This is a genomic window from Lichenifustis flavocetrariae (assembly GCF_026130545.1).
Classification (GTDB): Bacteria; Pseudomonadota; Alphaproteobacteria; order Rhizobiales; family Beijerinckiaceae; genus Lichenihabitans; species Lichenihabitans flavocetrariae.
The window spans coordinates 242,118-257,126 of sequence record NZ_JAMOIM010000004.1 but is presented as its reverse complement, the minus strand read 5'-3'; the positions used below and the strand labels follow the sequence as shown (position 1 = coordinate 257,126).

The 15,009-nt window shown below is 64.4% G+C and carries 15 protein-coding genes; 8 read left to right on the top strand and 7 right to left on the bottom strand.

Annotation, left to right across the window (positions count from 1 at the left end):
- Positions 1-6: 6 nt before the first annotated feature.
- Positions 7-1,365 carry an aminotransferase-like domain-containing protein gene (locus tag M8523_RS08650; protein ID WP_282584558.1) on the bottom strand — a complete coding sequence of 453 codons (1,359 nt, stop codon included), beginning with the start codon at positions 1,363-1,365 and terminating at the stop codon, positions 7-9.
- Between M8523_RS08650 and M8523_RS36715 the strand changes: the two genes are divergently transcribed.
- Together M8523_RS36715 and M8523_RS08645 are read left to right on the top strand one after the other, a co-directional pair.
- Entirely contained in the window at positions 1,305-1,820 is a 516-nt protein-coding gene (locus M8523_RS36715; RefSeq protein ID WP_428350123.1) for a DUF1127 domain-containing protein, read from the top strand. The two genes, M8523_RS08650 and M8523_RS36715, sit on opposite strands and share 61 nt — an antisense overlap.
- 129 nt (positions 1,821-1,949) lie before the next feature.
- Positions 1,950-3,152, top strand: coding sequence for a pyridoxal phosphate-dependent aminotransferase (locus M8523_RS08645; RefSeq protein ID WP_282584434.1), 1,203 nt, complete (start codon positions 1,950-1,952; stop codon positions 3,150-3,152).
- A 245-nt stretch (positions 3,153-3,397) separates the two neighbouring features.
- On the opposite strand, the gene M8523_RS08640 is transcribed toward M8523_RS08645, so the two are convergent.
- From M8523_RS08640 to M8523_RS08630, 3 genes are all read right to left on the bottom strand, one after another.
- Positions 3,398-4,246, bottom strand: a complete 849-nt coding sequence (locus M8523_RS08640) for an SDR family NAD(P)-dependent oxidoreductase (RefSeq protein ID WP_282584433.1) — start codon at positions 4,244-4,246, stop codon at positions 3,398-3,400.
- Positions 4,243-5,061 carry a TerC family protein gene (locus M8523_RS08635; protein WP_282584432.1) on the bottom strand — a complete coding sequence of 273 codons (819 nt, stop codon included), beginning with the start codon at positions 5,059-5,061 and terminating at the stop codon, positions 4,243-4,245. Before M8523_RS08635 ends, M8523_RS08640 begins: the two co-directional genes overlap by 4 nt.
- A 227-nt stretch (positions 5,062-5,288) precedes the next feature.
- On the bottom strand, positions 5,289-5,813 hold the full coding sequence (locus M8523_RS08630; protein ID WP_282584431.1) for a DUF2147 domain-containing protein: 525 nt from the start codon (positions 5,811-5,813) through the stop codon (positions 5,289-5,291).
- A 245-nt stretch (positions 5,814-6,058) separates the two neighbouring features.
- Between M8523_RS08630 and def the strand changes: the two genes are divergently transcribed.
- The 3 genes from def to truA are packed head-to-tail and all read left to right on the top strand — an operon-like array spanning position 6,059 to position 8,368.
- On the top strand, positions 6,059-6,658 hold the full coding sequence (gene def / locus M8523_RS08625) for a peptide deformylase (protein ID WP_282584430.1): 600 nt from the start codon (positions 6,059-6,061) through the stop codon (positions 6,656-6,658).
- 6 nt (positions 6,659-6,664) lie between these two features.
- Positions 6,665-7,612: a methionyl-tRNA formyltransferase gene (gene fmt / locus M8523_RS08620; protein ID WP_282584429.1), complete on the top strand. Its 948-nt coding sequence runs from the start codon at positions 6,665-6,667 to the stop codon at positions 7,610-7,612.
- A gap of 3 nt (positions 7,613-7,615) precedes the next feature.
- Positions 7,616-8,368: a tRNA pseudouridine(38-40) synthase TruA gene (truA, locus tag M8523_RS08615; protein ID WP_282584428.1), complete on the top strand. Its 753-nt coding sequence runs from the start codon at positions 7,616-7,618 to the stop codon at positions 8,366-8,368.
- On the opposite strand, the gene M8523_RS08610 is transcribed toward truA, so the two are convergent.
- Positions 8,347-9,303 carry a carbohydrate kinase family protein gene (locus M8523_RS08610; RefSeq protein WP_282584427.1) on the bottom strand — a complete coding sequence of 319 codons (957 nt, stop codon included), beginning with the start codon at positions 9,301-9,303 and terminating at the stop codon, positions 8,347-8,349. The genes truA and M8523_RS08610 overlap by 22 nt on opposite strands.
- Positions 9,304-9,462: 159 nt before the next feature.
- Positions 9,463-10,644, bottom strand: coding sequence for a fumarylacetoacetate hydrolase family protein (locus M8523_RS08605; protein WP_282584426.1), 1,182 nt, complete (start codon positions 10,642-10,644; stop codon positions 9,463-9,465).
- A 121-nt stretch (positions 10,645-10,765) separates the two neighbouring features.
- Between M8523_RS08605 and M8523_RS08600 the strand changes: the two genes are divergently transcribed.
- The 3 genes from M8523_RS08600 to M8523_RS08590 all read left to right on the top strand — a co-directional run bounded on the left by M8523_RS08600 (position 10,766) and on the right by M8523_RS08590 (position 14,328).
- The gene (locus M8523_RS08600) at positions 10,766-11,509 is read left to right on the top strand and encodes a GntR family transcriptional regulator (protein ID WP_282584425.1); all 744 of its coding nucleotides are present in this window, start codon (positions 10,766-10,768) and stop codon (positions 11,507-11,509) included.
- Complete coding sequence (locus M8523_RS08595; protein ID WP_282584424.1) at positions 11,502-13,037, top strand: D-arabinonate dehydratase; 1,536 nt, start codon at positions 11,502-11,504, stop codon at positions 13,035-13,037. The genes M8523_RS08600 and M8523_RS08595 overlap by 8 nt, the downstream gene beginning before the upstream one ends.
- 67 nt (positions 13,038-13,104) lie before the next feature.
- The gene (locus M8523_RS08590) at positions 13,105-14,328 is read left to right on the top strand and encodes an adenylate/guanylate cyclase domain-containing protein (RefSeq protein ID WP_282584423.1); all 1,224 of its coding nucleotides are present in this window, start codon (positions 13,105-13,107) and stop codon (positions 14,326-14,328) included.
- Here the strand turns inward: M8523_RS08590 and trhA are convergent.
- Entirely contained in the window at positions 14,313-15,008 is a 696-nt protein-coding gene (gene trhA, locus M8523_RS08585; RefSeq protein WP_282584422.1) for a PAQR family membrane homeostasis protein TrhA, read from the bottom strand. The genes M8523_RS08590 and trhA overlap by 16 nt on opposite strands.
- Position 15,009: the final 1 nt, after the last annotated feature.

The window sequence follows — 15,009 nt, the reverse complement described above, 5'->3', positions numbered from 1 at the left end:
AGGCCTCTATTGAGACTGCGATTTCATGCCAGCCTCGAGCACGTGGCACACCTGAGGCTCGAGCGACCGCGCGACATTGAAGCGCAGAAAACTTCGGGCATTCTGGGCCTGGCTGAACACGTTGCCGGGCGCGAAGAGGACATTGTTCTGTAGCCCATGGCGCGCGATGGCGGCCGAGTCGAGCCCGTCGGGCAGTTCTGCCCACAGGAACATGCCGCCCTGCGGCTCGCACAGGGGCGTCAGACCAAGCGCACGCAGACGCCGCACCGTTTCGCCCATCGCATTCGAGAGTTTGGCGCGGACCGAGTCGAGATGCCGACGATAACCGCCATCGGTCAGCACATTATGGACGAAAGCCGCCGCCACATGGTTGTTGCCGAGGCTCGTCGCGAGTTTGAGATCGATCAGCGGCTCGATCCAATCGCCTTTCACCGCGATGAAGCTGCACCGCATGGCCGCCGAGATGGTCTTCGAGAACCCGCCGGTGAGGATCACCCGGTCGAGTCCGTCAAAGCCGGCGAGACGCGGTGTCGGCGTGCTCTCGAAATCGGCGAAGATATCGTCCTCGATGATGATCGTGTCATGGGCTTCGCAGAGCTTCAGCACGCGATGGACCGTCGCGGCCGACAGCGAGGCCCCGGTGGGGTTATGCAGGGCTGAATTGGTCAGATAGAGACGCGGCCGATGCGTCTTCAGCGCCGTCGCGAAGGCATCGAGGTCAGGTCCGTGCGGCGTGAAGGGCACGCCGACCACATTGGCGCGATGCGCCCGTAGAAGCGCGTGAAAGTTGTAATAGCATGGGTCATCGACCAGCACGGTCGTGCCCGGTTCGATCAGGAATCGCAGCAGAAGGTCAACGGCCTGCGTGCTTGAATCGACCAGGATGATCTGATCGGGCTCAGCGACGATCCCTCGTTCACCGAGCCGTCGAGCCAGGTACTGCCGCAGCGGCGCGAAGCCGAGCGGGCGATCGTAGGAGATGCGGAGCGCAGTTGGCTCGCGGGCCATCTGCCTGAAGGCACGCTGGATGCCCACATCGGGCATCCAGGCATCGGGCAACCAGCCCGAGCCGGGCTTCAGCATGTCGGCCGGCGCCTGAAATGATTGCAGCGTCAGCCAGATCGGGTCGATGACACGGTCGATCTGCGGGCCGATCGCTTTGAGGGAAAGGGGCCGGGTGGCCCCGGCAACGAAGAAACCCGAGCCGCGGCGCGACACGATGGCTCCTTCGGCGCAGAGGCGTTCGTAGGCCTCGACGACGGTCGACTTCGACACGTCCATGGTCTCGGCGAGCTTGCGGACCGATGGCAACCGGGCTCCCGGCGCGAGAGCGCGGGCGGCGATCCGGTCCCGGATCGCCGACATCACGCTCTGGACGAGCGTTCCTATGGTCCGATTCGCATCTAGCCTGTCGAGCACTGTACTGGTTTCCTGTCAGGACAGTTTCGTGGAATTGTACGCCCCTGTCCCTGGTCAAGGCAATGCTTTCCGGCGACCTATCCTGCCGGAGAATGACCATGCAGCACCCAAGATCGTCCGATTTCGCCCAGGCCGCATTTCTAGAAAGAACGGCCACGCCGCCCCTGCGCCGGCCCCAGCTCCGCCGAGCGTCGAAGGCGCTCCTGTGGCTCACATCGCTGCCAGCACGATTTTTTGCCTATCGACGTGAGATGGCGCTCCTGGGTGGGATGGATGACCGCGAATTAGCCGATATCGGGCTGAGGCGGCAGGATCTGCGCGATGCCACCTCCCTACCGCTCGGCGAAATGCCGGGAGCCTTCTTGCAGCGGCGCGTCTCCGAGCGAAAGCGGCCCCTGTAACGCCGCGTCTCATCTCGATTGGCGAAGTCAGCCATCAGCCAATGGCATGAGTGCGGTACGGCTTTTCCGTTGCGGCTGGGCTCCCTCGCTCATAATGTGCGCCGCGTTCAAAACCCGAAAGACTGCACCATGGCCTTCATCTCCGACACTCTCGCGCGCGTTAAGCCATCCGCGACGATCGCGGTGACGCAAAAGGCACGGGACCTGAAAGCGCAGGGGCGCGACATCATCAGTCTGTCGGTCGGTGAGCCGGATTTCGATACACCGGACAACATCAAGAATGCCGCCATCGAGGCGATCCGGCGCGGCGAGACAAAATACACCCCCGTCTCCGGGATCGTGCCGCTGCGCGAAGCCATTGCCAAGAAGTTCAAGCGTGAGAACGGGCTCGACTACAAGCCGTCACAGACCATCGTGGGCACGGGCGGCAAGCAGGTGCTCTACAATGCCTTCCTGGCGTCGCTGAACCCAGGTGACGAAGTGGTGATCCCGGCGCCGTTCTGGGTCAGCTATCCCGATATGGTGTTGCTCAACGGCGGCACGCCCGTGATCGTGCAGACTTCGCAGCAGCACGCCTTCAAGCTGCGGCCGGAGGATCTCGATCGCGCCATCACGCCCAAGACCAAATGGGTCCTGCTCAACTCGCCGTCGAACCCGTCGGGAGCCGCCTATTCGCGCGCCGAGATGAAGGCCCTGACCGATGTCCTGGTGCGCTACCCGCATGTGTGGGTGCTGACCGACGACATCTACGAGCACCTCGTTTATGGCGACTTTGAATTCGTCACGCCGGCCCAGGTCGAGCCGAACCTGATGGAGCGGACGCTCACCATGAACGGCGTCTCGAAATCCTATGCCATGACGGGCTGGCGCATCGGCTTCGCGGCCGGCCCGGAGACGCTCATCAAGGCCATGGACATGGTGCAGGGCCAGCAGACCTCGGGCGCGTGCTCGATCGCGCAATGGGCTTCAGTCGAGGCGCTGAACGGCCCCCAGGACTTCATCCCGAAATCCCGCAAGGCGTTCGAGGAGCGCCGCGACCTCGTCGTCTCGATGCTGAACCAGGCGAAGCTGCTCGAAGTACACAAGCCCGAAGGCGCGTTCTATGTCTATCCGTCCTGCGCGGCGGCGATCGGCATGACGGCGCCGTCCGGCAAGGTGATCACCAGCGACGAAGACTTCGTGACGGAACTCCTCGACCAGGAGGGCGTGGCCGCCGTGCATGGGTCGGCTTTCGGCACAGGTCCGAACTTCCGCATCTCCTACGCGACCTCGAATGCGCTGCTGGAAGACGCCTGCGGAAAAATCCAGCGCTTCACGGCAAGCCTGCGCTGAGTTCCGCCTTCTGCATAATCGTGTGGGCCCGGATCTGTCCGGGCTCGCGCATGAGACTGTTTGACTTCCGCCTTTGCGAACCGGTCTCGACCACAGCCCATCCTCGTCGAGCTAGAGCTCTCAGCGACTGACAAGAGTACAGTTCGGATCGTGAGCGGTAGGGCATCGTGGCCTTTGTGGCGCAGGATGAACCGCTCCAAGGATTATGGGGATCGAACGCCGGCTCGACCCACAATATTGCCCCCTCAGTCCTTCCGAGCCATGAAGGCCGCAAAGGCCTCTTTATAGTCAGGATGCCAGCGCGACAGCGCGGGGCGGTTTTCGATGATGTCACCGATGGCCCAGGCCATCCGCTTCTCGTCGGTCGGTCGTTGGACGTCGTTGTCCGGGCACAAGATGTAGAAATCACCGCGCCCGAGCGCATCGAGCATGAAGTCGACCACCTGCTGGGCGGTCCATGCCGCGTCGGGCTTTGCGCGCGTGCCGGTCAGGCCGGTGAACGTGAAGCCGGGGATCAGCAGATGGGCACTCACCCGCGACCCGGGTGCGTTGCGCAATGCATGCGCGGTCTGTTCCGTAAAGGTCTTCACGGCGGACTTGCTGACATTGTAGGCGGCATTGCCGGGCGGCGTGGTGATGCCCTGCTTCGACCCCGTGTTGACGATCAGCGACGCTCCCGTTTGACCGAGCAGCACCGGCGCGAAGGCCTGCACGCCGTTGATCACGCCCCAGAGGTTGACCCCCAACAGCCGCTGCCAGGTCGCATAGTCGGACCAGGGCTCCCCCACCGGACCGATGGCCGCATTGTTCATGACGATCGCGATCTCACCACGGCGGACCGCCTGGTCACGCAGATGCTCGACCGCCGCGAGATCACTGACGTCGGTGGCGACAGCCAGCGCGGTCGCGGGCCCTTTCGCCTCCGCCGCGACGGCGGCTTCCGCCTTCGCGAGTGCTTCACCAGGGAGATCCGCCAGCACCACGTGCAGACCCATGGCCGCGAATGTCTTGGCGGCTGCCAAACCAATGCCGCTCGCGGCGCCCGTGATGACTGCGACCCTGCCCTCGGCCAAAGCCGGGATGGGATTGCTCATGTTCGTTTCCTCTTCAGATTGGCCAGGAGATCGCTTGGCTCGACATCCGGCATTTTATGCACAATGGCGGCAGGCGCGGCGTCGCGCTTTCGCTGACGCGCCCGACGGGCCACCATGTTCAGGCCTTCGACGGCCGCCGAGAAGGCCATAGCCGTGTAGATATACCCTTTCGGCACATGAAACCCGAGCCCGTCCGCCATCAGGGTCATGCCGATCATCAGTAGGAAACCGAGCGCGAGCATGACGATGGTCGGGTTGTGCTTGATGAAATCCGCGAGCGGCGTTGCGGCCAGCATCATGAGGCTCACCGCGATGATCACCGCCGCGAACATGATGGGAATGTGATCGGTCATACCGACCGCAGTGATGATACTGTCGATCGAGAAGACGAGGTCGAGCACGATGATCTGTCCGATCGCCGCCGCAAGCCCAATGCGCTTGGGCGACTTCTCTTCATGATCGCCAGGCTCCGGATCGACGCTGTGGTGGATTTCGGTTGTGGCCTTCCAGACCAGGAACAGGCCGCCGGCGATCAGGATCATGTCGCGCCACGACAGGCTGAAGCCGAAGGCTTCGAGCACCGGCTCAGTCAGATGGACGATGAACGCCACCGTGCCCAGCAGAGCCAGCCGCAACACGAGGGCGAGCCCGATGCCGATCCGACGCGCCATAACCTGATAGGCGTCGGGGAGCTTGTTGGTCAGGATGGCGACGAAGACAAGATTGTCGATCCCGAGGACGACTTCCATCGCCACAAGGGTTGCGAGCGCAACCCAGGCGGCGGGATCTTGTATCAGTGCTAGAATCTCATGCATGGTCCTGGCGCCCTGACCGGCAGAGACGCAGGCGAAGCAAACAGACATCGCGGCGCATGACATCCCTGAGAAAGCGTCACGTCGACGCGACTCAAACGTGTCAGTCCGACATCGCGGTCGACGTCTCGACCGCCAGAGGGGCCCGGACCCAGTCCGCTAAATGAAACAGGTCGCGGGCGAATTCAAGCCTTCTATCGAGGCACGGCTGTTTTGTTCTGGCCGCGCGTTCACTGGCTGGGAGCGACCGACTGCAGTCGGGCCTTGGCGGGTTTCTGGCTTTGCGCCACCACGGTCGCGGGGATGTCGGCCACCCGAGCCCAGTGCTGCGACCCACACAGGATGCTGAGCATGCATCCCTTCACGTGCAGGTCGGAGGGCTTTTCCACTTTCAGCGTCACGTCATACATCTTGCCGTTTTCGGCATTGTAGATCTCGCCACTGTAGACGTCGTCGTCATCGGGCTTCAGGTTTTGCAACAGCGGCATCCCGAGCGTCGGACGGGTGCGCTTGGCGGGATCCGGATTCTTGATGTCCATCTTCGGACGCCCTTTGTCATCCAGCGGATCGCGCAGCCAGGAGATATTGCCACAGATCTCCTTGAGGTCGACGCCGCATTTCTCGATACGGACTTTGGCGCGCCCGTCCTCGGTCAGCCAGGTACCAGTGGGATCCATCGTTCCCAGATCCTTCGCGAAGGACTGGGGAATGAACGCCATGAGGCCGAGCGTCGCGGCTGTGATGATCGTTTTCACACGAAGCTCCATCATGCATGAGGTACGGCGGGCACCGCACCCCGAAATCTTGGCAACCCCACGCCAAAATAGCTTGGATGTTGCTCGGTTGCACGTGTTTAGATCGACCGAGATGGGCAGCAATAGGGCGCCCGATCGGCAACCGGCTTTACCGGACGTTGAAACTGTCTCGACACCGGCCGAAACGACGGTTTGATTCCTGCCGGCGAGGCGCTTATTTCACCTGCATCCAATCGAGTTTCTGAATGGCCATTCGTCCGATCATCACACTGCCAGATCCCAAGCTTCGGCTCACATCCGAAAAGATCGGGACCGTGGACGACAGCATTCGCGCACTCTTCGATGACATGATCGAGACGATGTACGACGCCCCTGGCATCGGCTTGGCCGCCATCCAGCTGGGTTTGCCGCATCGCCTGGTCGTCCTCGACCTCGCGCGCCAGGATGAGCCGAAGACGCCCCTGTTCCTGGTCAATCCCGAGATCGTGTGGTCGTCGGAGGAGCGATCGGTCTACGAGGAGGGCTGCCTTTCGATTCCGGACTATTACGAGGAGGTCGAGCGACCGGCGTCGGTTCGGATCCGCTTCCGCGATCGTGAGGGGGGCGACGGGGAATTGCTGGCCGATGGGCTGCTGGCGACGGCAATTCAACATGAGATCGATCACCTCAACGGGGTCCTGTTCGTCGATCATATTTCCCGGCTGAAGCGCGAGCGGGTCCTGCGCAAGTTCGTCAAGGCGGCCAAGAAGGCCGCCGAGGAGGGGCGCCCGTTCAATCCGCGCGAAGGCGAGCGGCCTTCGCCACCCGAACGCAAGTCGCCGCAGCCGCTCGAACGGACGACCTGAAGCCCGATGCGGCTCGTCTTCATGGGGACGCCGGACTTTGCCGTTCCCACATTGACAGAACTCGCGGCGCAGGGTCACGAGATCGCCGCCGTTTACACGCGGGCGCCGGCCCCGGGGGGCCGAGGCATGGCGCTTCGTCCGTCGCCGATCCACCTTCTGGCCGACCGGCTCGGCGTCCCCGTCGAGACGCCTCGGAGCCTGCGTTCGGACGACGAGGCCGCGCGGTTTCGCGCCTATGCGCCGGAGGTCGCGGTGGTCGTGGCCTATGGTCTGCTCCTGCCCGAACCGATCCTGACGGCGCCGGCTTTGGCTTGCCTCAATCTGCATGGTTCGCTGCTGCCGCGCTGGCGGGGCGCCGCCCCCATGCAGCGCGCCATCATGGCCGGCGACACCGAGACCGGCATCATGGTGATGCAGATGGAGCGCGGTCTCGACACCGGCCCCGTCGGCTTGGTGGAGCGGGTGTCGATTCCCGACGACATGACGGCCGGGACCCTGCACGACACATTGGCGCCGCTCGGCGCCGACCTCATGACACGGGCTCTCGCGGCCCTGGGGCGCGGCACATTGACGTTTCGACCCCAGCCTGAAGAAGGTGTCACCTATGCCAGCAAGATCGAAAAGGCGGAATGCCGGATCGATTGGTCGCGCCCCGCCAAGGCCGTGCACGACCACATCCGCGGGCTCACGCCGTTTCCAGGAGCCTTCTTCGAAGCCGATTTCGGCCGCGGCGCCGAGCGGATCAGGGCTGCGGGATCGCGGGCCGTGACGGACAGCGGCCCCTCCGGCACGGTGCTGCAGGCCGGTCCGGACCGGCTCGTTGTCGCCTGCGGCGCCGGCGCCGTTGCGCTCGCCCGGCTGCAGCGAGCAGGCAAACCGGCCATGCCGGTCGCCGACTTCCTGCGCGGGACACCCATCGCCCCCGGTCTGCGTCTCGCAAGCGAGGCGGCTTGAGCCGTGCCACGCTACAAGCTGACGATCGAATATGACGGCACGCCTTTCGTAGGCTGGCAACGGCAGGCCAATGGCCTTGCGGTCCAGCAGGTTCTCGAAGAGGCCGCCGCCCCTCTGGGTTGCAGGCTCAACAGCCTGCGCGGTGCCGGTCGCACCGACGCGGGCGTTCATGCCACCGGGCAGGTGGCCCATCTCGACCTGGTGAAGGCCTACCGTACCGACAGCGTGCGAGATGCCATCAACGCGCGCCTCGCCGGACACCCTGTCGCCATCGTCGCGGCCGAGATCGTACCGCCTGAATTCGAAGCCCGGTTTTCAGCCAAGCGACGTCATTACCGCTATCGCATCGTCAACCGCCGGGCGCCGGCGGCGCTCGACGCGGCACGGGTCTGGCTCGTCAAGCGCCCGCTCGATGCGGAGGCGATGCACGCCGCCGCCCGGCATCTCCTCGGCATGCATGATTTTTCGACCTTCCGGGACAGCGAGTGTCAGGCGTCGAGCCCCATCCGGACCCTCGACCGGTTCGACGTGACGCGGGTGGGAGACGCGATCGACATCGAGGTCTCGGCCCAGTCCTTCCTGCATCGCCAGGTCCGCTCGATGGTCGGCTCGGTCGAGCATGTCGGCTCGGGCCGATGGAGCGCGGCCGACCTTAAGGCGGCGCTCGATGCGGCCGACCGTCGCCGCTGCGGGCAGGTCGCCCCTGCCGCAGGCCTCTATCTCGAGCGTGTGGACTATCCCGTCAACCCGGCCTGAACCTCCGCACGGGTCGGCGGATTGGCGCCCTTCCGGGTGCAGGTGATCGCGGACGCGATGGTGGCGAAGGTGAGCCAGGAGCCGACGCGCTCCTCGGAGAGAACGAGACGGCCCCGCGCGGCGCGCGGGCCGAGCGCATCGTCCCCGTGCATGGCCGCGAGGAGCGCCGCCATGAAACTGTCGCCAGCTCCAACCGTGTCGGCCACCTGAATGGTTGGCGCCTTGATTTCCAGGCTTCGGCCACCAAAAAACGCAATTGAGCCCGCTCCGCCGCGCGTCAGGACAACGAGCTGTGGCCCTTCCAGCGCCCAGGCTGCTGCCGAGGCATGTGGGTCGCGCTCTGGATAGAGCCAGTCCATGTCTTCCTCGCTGGCCTTGACGATCGTCGAAAGCCGCACTCGCTCTTCGACGAGCCCACGCGTCACATCCACCGGCGGGACCACGAAAGGCCGGATATTGGGGTCGAAGCTCGTCGTCCCGTGCCCGACAGCGTTCCGGAAGGAGGCCAGCGCGGCCTCGCCCAGGCGCCCGTCGACCGCGGAAAAGGAGCCGATATGCAGATGCGCCACCTGGGTCGGCCAGTGCGTGGGCAGCGGTGAAAGGCCATCATAGGCCGTCGAGCCGAGATAAAAGGCGTAACGCGCTCCGGTCGCTGCCGTACCGCGTGTCACGAAGGCGAGCGGCGATGGTTGCGGCGCTCGCGCCACGAAGCTCAGGTCGACGTCGTCGGCCGCGAGGCGCTCGACCAGCAGTTCGCCCATGGCGTCGGTCGAGATCCGACCGGCGAAGCCGGTCGGCACGCCAAGCCGGCCAAGCCCGATGGCCGTATTGAAGGGCGACCCACCCAGGACGGCCTCGAAGGTCGTGGCCTCGACGGGGATCAGGTCGACAAGCGACTCGCCCGTCACAAGGATCAGGCCTTCGGTCGCAATCATGGCGTTCCTCTCAAATCCCGGTTTTATCAGTATGAGTCCGAGGCCGCAGCATAGCTTGCAGGACCATGCGGTCCAGCAGGCGGCACCGCTTTCGTCGGTGTGACGACCTTTTTGCAGGCGGCCCGCATGGTGCGTCCCACCTGAAAGCTTCAGGGACCTCTAAAGGACGCCTCGCTTCGCGAGATGGCGCATCAGGTGGCTCGCCGCATAGGTCCAGGGCGCGCAGTCCGAGGTCAGCCGCATGCGGTTCACCAGGCGGCCGAGTTCAGGCGCCGCGATCGTGACGACGTCGCCGATCTTATGCGTGAAGCCCTTGCCCGGTGCATCGCGGTCTTCGATCGGGGCGAACAATGTGCCGAGGAACAGCACGGCACCATCCGGATAGGCATGATGCGGGCCGATCATCTGTCCGACGAGGTCGGCCGGGTCGCGGCTGATCTTGGCGATCGAACTCGAACCCTCCAGGCGATAGCCCTCAGGCCCATCGACGGTCAGCGTCACGACCATCGACCGCACCGTGTCGAGGCTGAACGTCGCATCGAAGAAGCGGAGGAACGGGCCGACCGCGCAGCTCGCGTTGTTGTCCTTGGCCTTGCCGAGCAGCAGAGCCGAGCGCCCCTCGACATCACGCAGGTTGACGTCATTGCCTAGCGTCGCGCCGACGATGCGGCCCGTCGCGGCGACAACGAGCACGACCTCGGGCTCAGGGTTGTTCCAGGACGAGGAGGGATGAAGGCCCGCGTCGGCGCCCGTCCCCACCGCTGCCATCGCCGGGGCCTTGGTGAAGATCTCGGCGTCGGGACCGATCCCGACTTCCAGATATTGCGACCAGGACCCCTGTTCGAGCAGCATCGCCTTGAGCCGCATCGCTTCGGCCGAGCCTGGTTTCAGCTTTGAAAAATCCTCGCCCACCATGCCGGTGATCTCGGTCCGCAGGGCCACGGCCGCTTCGGCGTTGCCGCGGGCGCGTTCCTCGATCACGCGCTCCAGCATCGACACCGCGAAGGTCACGCCGGCCGCCTTGACGGCCTGCAGGTCGATCGGCGCGAGCAGGAAGGGCCGCGCCGCATCGCGCGTCTCCTCCGGCGTGTTGGCCAGAATCTCGTCGAGCGAGCCGATCCGCTCGCCGGAGGCCTGCCGAAGCGCGGCAGCGGGGTCGGGCGATTCGCAAAGGTCGCGCATCGTCGGGAATGTCGGCGTCACGTCGATCACACCGTCGGCCCGCACGGCGGCGATCGCCGGGCCCCCGATATCCGGCCGCCAGACCCGAGCCGCGAGCGCGCCTGCGACCCCGTCCCGCGGCAGGCTATCAGCAACCAGGGAAGCGAGAGAGGTGGACATGGCGTGATCCGCAAAGTTGTGAGACTCACTCTTTCGCACAAATGCGTTGACCCGCGCTAGACCGAAGCTTAAGTTCTGGCATGCTAGTCATTTCCCCGACATTGCTTGCTGGAACTGTGTTGTGAGCGCTGGCCTGCAAGGCAGCGCTGCCTGGTTGGGGACAGGACCGGACGCAGGCGGCTCGTCGCGCCGGCCGTCCAAAGCCAGCCATGTCTACGGCACCATCAAGGAAGCAATCCTGTCGGGCGAGCTTGCGCCGGGGTCTGCAATCGACAAACTCGCCTTGTGCGAGCGCCTGGGAATGTCGCGCTTTCCCGTCAGCACCGCGGTCAATCGCTTGGCCTTCGAGAAGCTTGTGATTATCGAGCCGCAGCATGGCTCGTTCGTGTCGCGCATCTCCTTGCCCGACGTCCGCGAATTCATGCTCATCCGGCGAGCCATCGAGGCCGATGTGGCGGCGGAGGCGGCCCTCGCGGGTTCGGCGACCCTCAACGATGAACTCGATCGAAGCCTTCGCTACCAGGCTGCGGCCGCGGAGGCCGGGGACCATGCCGGCTTCTACCGCCTGGACGTCGAATTTCATCAGTTGATCGTCCAGAGCCTTGGCCTCAATCACGCGGCCGAAGTTCTCGACCAACTCCTGTCCCATCTTGAACGCGTGCGTCGGCTGTTGATCACGCCGGCCGGACGATCGCAGACCACCTACAGCGAACATCGCGAGATCGTTCGGGCCATCGCGGCCCGCGATCCGCTGGCCGCCGCCGCCGCGGCGCGCGGGCATCTGGAACGGACCTCGGCCATGTTCGAGGTCTTCGCGCGCGACAACCCAAAACTTTTCGCCGAGAGTTCCGCCGATCATGCTTGATATCGTTTCGCCCGCCGCCCGCACGCTCAAGCTGCAGCCCGAAGACAATGTCGTGGTCGCGGTCGACACGCTCGAGCCCGGCCGCGCCAACGCGGTGGGGATCGACCCGCGCGCCCGGGTTCCCAAAGGTCACAAGATGGCGATCGTGCCGATCGAAGTCGGTGCACCGATTCTGAAATTCGGTCAGATCATCGGCTTCGCCAGCACGCCGATCGCTCCGGGCGAGTGGGTGCATGAGCATAATGTGGAAATGCACGATTTCACGCGTGACTATCAGTTTGCCGAAGGGGCCAAGCACGAGTCGGTCCTCCCCGTCGAACAGCAGGCCACGTTCCAGGGTTTCCGTCGCGCCAACGGCCGAGCCGGAACCCGCAACTACCTGGCGATCCTGACATCCGTGAATTGCTCGGCCACCGTGGCCCGCTTCATCGCCAAGGAGATCGAGCGTTCGGACGTCCTGCGCGATTATCCCAACATCGATGGCGTGATCGCGCTGGTGCACGGCACCGGCTGCGGCATGGCCTCGAAGGGCGAGGGATTCGAGGCGCTGAAGCGCACCCAGTGGGGCTATGCCAGCAACCCCAACATCGCCGGCGTCCTGCTGGTGGGGCTCGGCTGCGAGGTGTTCCAGATCGGCCGGATGAAGCAGGAATATGGACTTGTCGACGGCGACACGTTCCGCACCATGACGATCCAGGAAACGGGAGGCACCCGCAAGACCGTGGAGGCTGGGGTTGCGGCGCTCCGCGACATGATGCCGGCCGCTAATCGCGCGAGGCGCGAGACCTTGCCGGCGTCGCAGTTGATGCTGGCGCTCCAATGTGGCGGTTCGGACGGCTATTCCGGCATCACGGCCAATCCGGCGCTCGGTGTCGCCTCCGACATCCTGGTGCGCAACGGAGGCACCGCCATCCTGTCCGAGACACCGGAAATCTATGGGGCCGAGCACCTGCTGACGCGCCGCGCCGCGACACGCGAGGTCGGCGAAAAGCTCGTCGGCATGATCAAGTGGTGGGAAGATTACACAAGCCGCGTCGGCGGCGAGATGAACAACAACCCCTCGCCCGGCAACAAGGCGGGTGGCCTCACCACGATCCTCGAAAAATCCCTCGGTGCCGCCGCCAAGGGCGGCACCGCGACGCTTGCGGGCGTCTATCACTATGCCGAGCCGGTCACGGCCAAGGGCTTCGTCTTCATGGATACGCCCGGGTACGATCCGGTAGCGGCCACGGGCCAAGTCGCGGGCGGCGCCAACATCCTGTGCTTCACCACGGGTCGCGGATCGGCCTATGGTTGCAAGCCGACCCCCTCGATCAAACTTGCCACCAACTCCGATGTCTACCGCCGCATGATGGACGACATGGACATCAATTGCGGCGACGTGCTCGACGGGGTCAGCCTCGAAGCCAAAGGCCAGGAGATCTTCGAGAAGATCCTGACGGTCGCCTCGGGCGAGCCCTCGAAATCCGAAGCGCTCGGCTACGGCGATGCGGAATTCGTGCCGTGGCAGATCGGCGCGACGATGTGATTGCTTCAGAATTGCGGGCCTGACGTGGCCGTGCGACCAAAGACCGGGTCGTACGGGCGAGGAACGCATGTCCAAAGAAATTTCCGATACGGCAGAGCTGGCGCGCTGGATCACGCAATCGGCCACGGCTTCCGACGACGGCGAATCCCTTCTTAAGAATTATTCCCTGGCGCTGGTCGCGGCCGGGATACCCGTGTGGCGCCTCGGCGTGTCGATGCCGGCGCTCGACCCGACGGCGAGTAGCTTCAGCCTGATCTGGACGTCGGACGAAGGCGTTGTCCTGAGCCAGACTCCCCATGGCGAGGAGAACGAGGTCGCCTTTCGCCAGAGCCCCATTCAGTCGCTCCTGGAGAAGAGCGAGGTCTTCGGGCGCTGGCGTTTGGATGCATTGGGGGTCGGGGACCCATTTCCGGTCCTGCATGAATTCAAATCGGCCGGTGGAACGGATTACGTCCTTTACCTTGTCGCTTTCACGCCGGGGACGGCCCTGCGTGGCGTCGCGATTTCTTTTGTCACGCGAGAGCCAACCGGCTTCAGCGCGTCACAGATGGCGGCTCTGGCGGACCTGATACCGGCGCTCGGACTTGCCATGTGCAAGCTCGCGTTTTCGCACACCTTGCGGCACACATTGGGGACCTATCTCGGGGCGGCCACAGGTACGCACGTGCTCGGCGGTCAGATCAGGCGCGGTGAAGGCCGAACCATTTGGGCTGCCATTCTCCTGACCGACCTGCGCGGGTTTACGGCGCTCGCCGACCGCCAGGATCCCACCGAAGTCGTGGGCTGGCTCGATGAACATTTCGAAGCCGTGGGCGAACCGATCGCGGCAAGCGGTGGCGAAATCCTGAAGTTCATGGGTGACGGATTCCTGGCCGTCTTTCCGGTATCGGCACCAGAAATTCATCCCTGTATCGATTGCGAAAGCGCCCTGCAGGCCGCCGTCGCCGCGCGGGCCGCGAACCGCCGCTTGAACGAGATGCGGCGAGCGCGCCATTTACCGGCGCTAGAGGTCGATATCGTGCTGCACTTCGGCGAAGTGGTCTACGGCAATGTGGGCACCGACCGGCGGCTCGATTTTACCGTGATCGGCAGAGCCGTGAACGAAGCGAGCCGCATCGAGAAGCTCTGCGGCGACCTCGACCGCTCGATCCTGATTTCGGATTCGTTCGCGAACCGGTGCAGATACGCATTGGATGCCGTGGGCAGTGTTTCCCTGCGCGGTCTCGAACATTCGCAGCGGGTCTGGACCTTGCCGGACGGAAACATGCCGCTGGCTCACTCAACCGCGTAGACCACCGACCAAACGGCTCCGAAGTGCACCATCGCGGCGGTCAGCACAAAGACATGCCAGATCGCGTTCTGAAAGGGCAAACGCTCCCACAGATGGAAGATGACGCCCACTGAATAGACGAGGCCCCCTATGCCGATCAGCCAGAGGCTGATGGACGAGAAAGAGGCGAAAAGGTCGTTGCACAAGACGACTCCGCTCCAGCCGAGGGCGAGATAAAGGACAATCGACACGCCGTCGAGGCGTCCCGCGAGAAGCAGCTTGAGAGCGATCCCAAGAGCCGCGACCGCCCAGACCGTCCAAAGGAGCCACCATGTTCCGAGCCGGGTCATGAAGGGCGTATAGGTTCCTGCGATAAGCAGATAGATGGCGGAATGGTCGAAGCGACGGAGGATCCACTTCCCGCGAGACACCGGCCAAAGGTTGTAGAGGGCCGACATGGCCAAGGAACTCACCAGGGCCGCAAGGTAGACCGTGACGGCCATCGTCTCGGCCGGGCTGACCGGGGGCATCCCCATAAAGAGAACAAGGGCCACAACCGCGAAGGCCAGGCCCATGGCGTGCACCACCGCGTCGGCCCGCATCTCCGAGACCGAATAGCGCCACGGAATCTCACCGGGCCACCGCCGCCGATCCGGGCCCGCAGGCAGAGAAGCCAGGTTGTGTCTGGTCGAAGACTTCATG

Coding starts and splice junctions, on each gene's coding strand:
- M8523_RS36715 (WP_428350123.1), top strand. CDS start 1,305: ATGGCAACCGGGCTCCCGGCGCGAGAGCGCGGGCGGCGATCCGGTCCC.
- M8523_RS08650 (WP_282584558.1), bottom strand. CDS start 1,365: ATGTCGGCGATCCGGGACCGGATCGCCGCCCGCGCTCTCGCGCCGGGA.
- M8523_RS08645 (WP_282584434.1), top strand. CDS start 1,950: ATGGCCTTCATCTCCGACACTCTCGCGCGCGTTAAGCCATCCGCGACG.
- M8523_RS08640 (WP_282584433.1), bottom strand. CDS start 4,246: ATGAGCAATCCCATCCCGGCTTTGGCCGAGGGCAGGGTCGCAGTCATC.
- M8523_RS08635 (WP_282584432.1), bottom strand. CDS start 5,061: ATGCATGAGATTCTAGCACTGATACAAGATCCCGCCGCCTGGGTTGCG.
- def (WP_282584430.1), top strand. CDS start 6,059: ATGGCCATTCGTCCGATCATCACACTGCCAGATCCCAAGCTTCGGCTC.
- fmt (WP_282584429.1), top strand. CDS start 6,665: ATGCGGCTCGTCTTCATGGGGACGCCGGACTTTGCCGTTCCCACATTG.
- M8523_RS08610 (WP_282584427.1), bottom strand. CDS start 9,303: ATGATTGCGACCGAAGGCCTGATCCTTGTGACGGGCGAGTCGCTTGTC.
- M8523_RS08605 (WP_282584426.1), bottom strand. CDS start 10,644: ATGTCCACCTCTCTCGCTTCCCTGGTTGCTGATAGCCTGCCGCGGGAC.
- M8523_RS08595 (WP_282584424.1), top strand. CDS start 11,502: ATGCTTGATATCGTTTCGCCCGCCGCCCGCACGCTCAAGCTGCAGCCC.
- M8523_RS08590 (WP_282584423.1), top strand. CDS start 13,105: ATGTCCAAAGAAATTTCCGATACGGCAGAGCTGGCGCGCTGGATCACG.
- trhA (WP_282584422.1), bottom strand. CDS start 15,008: ATGAAGTCTTCGACCAGACACAACCTGGCTTCTCTGCCTGCGGGCCCG.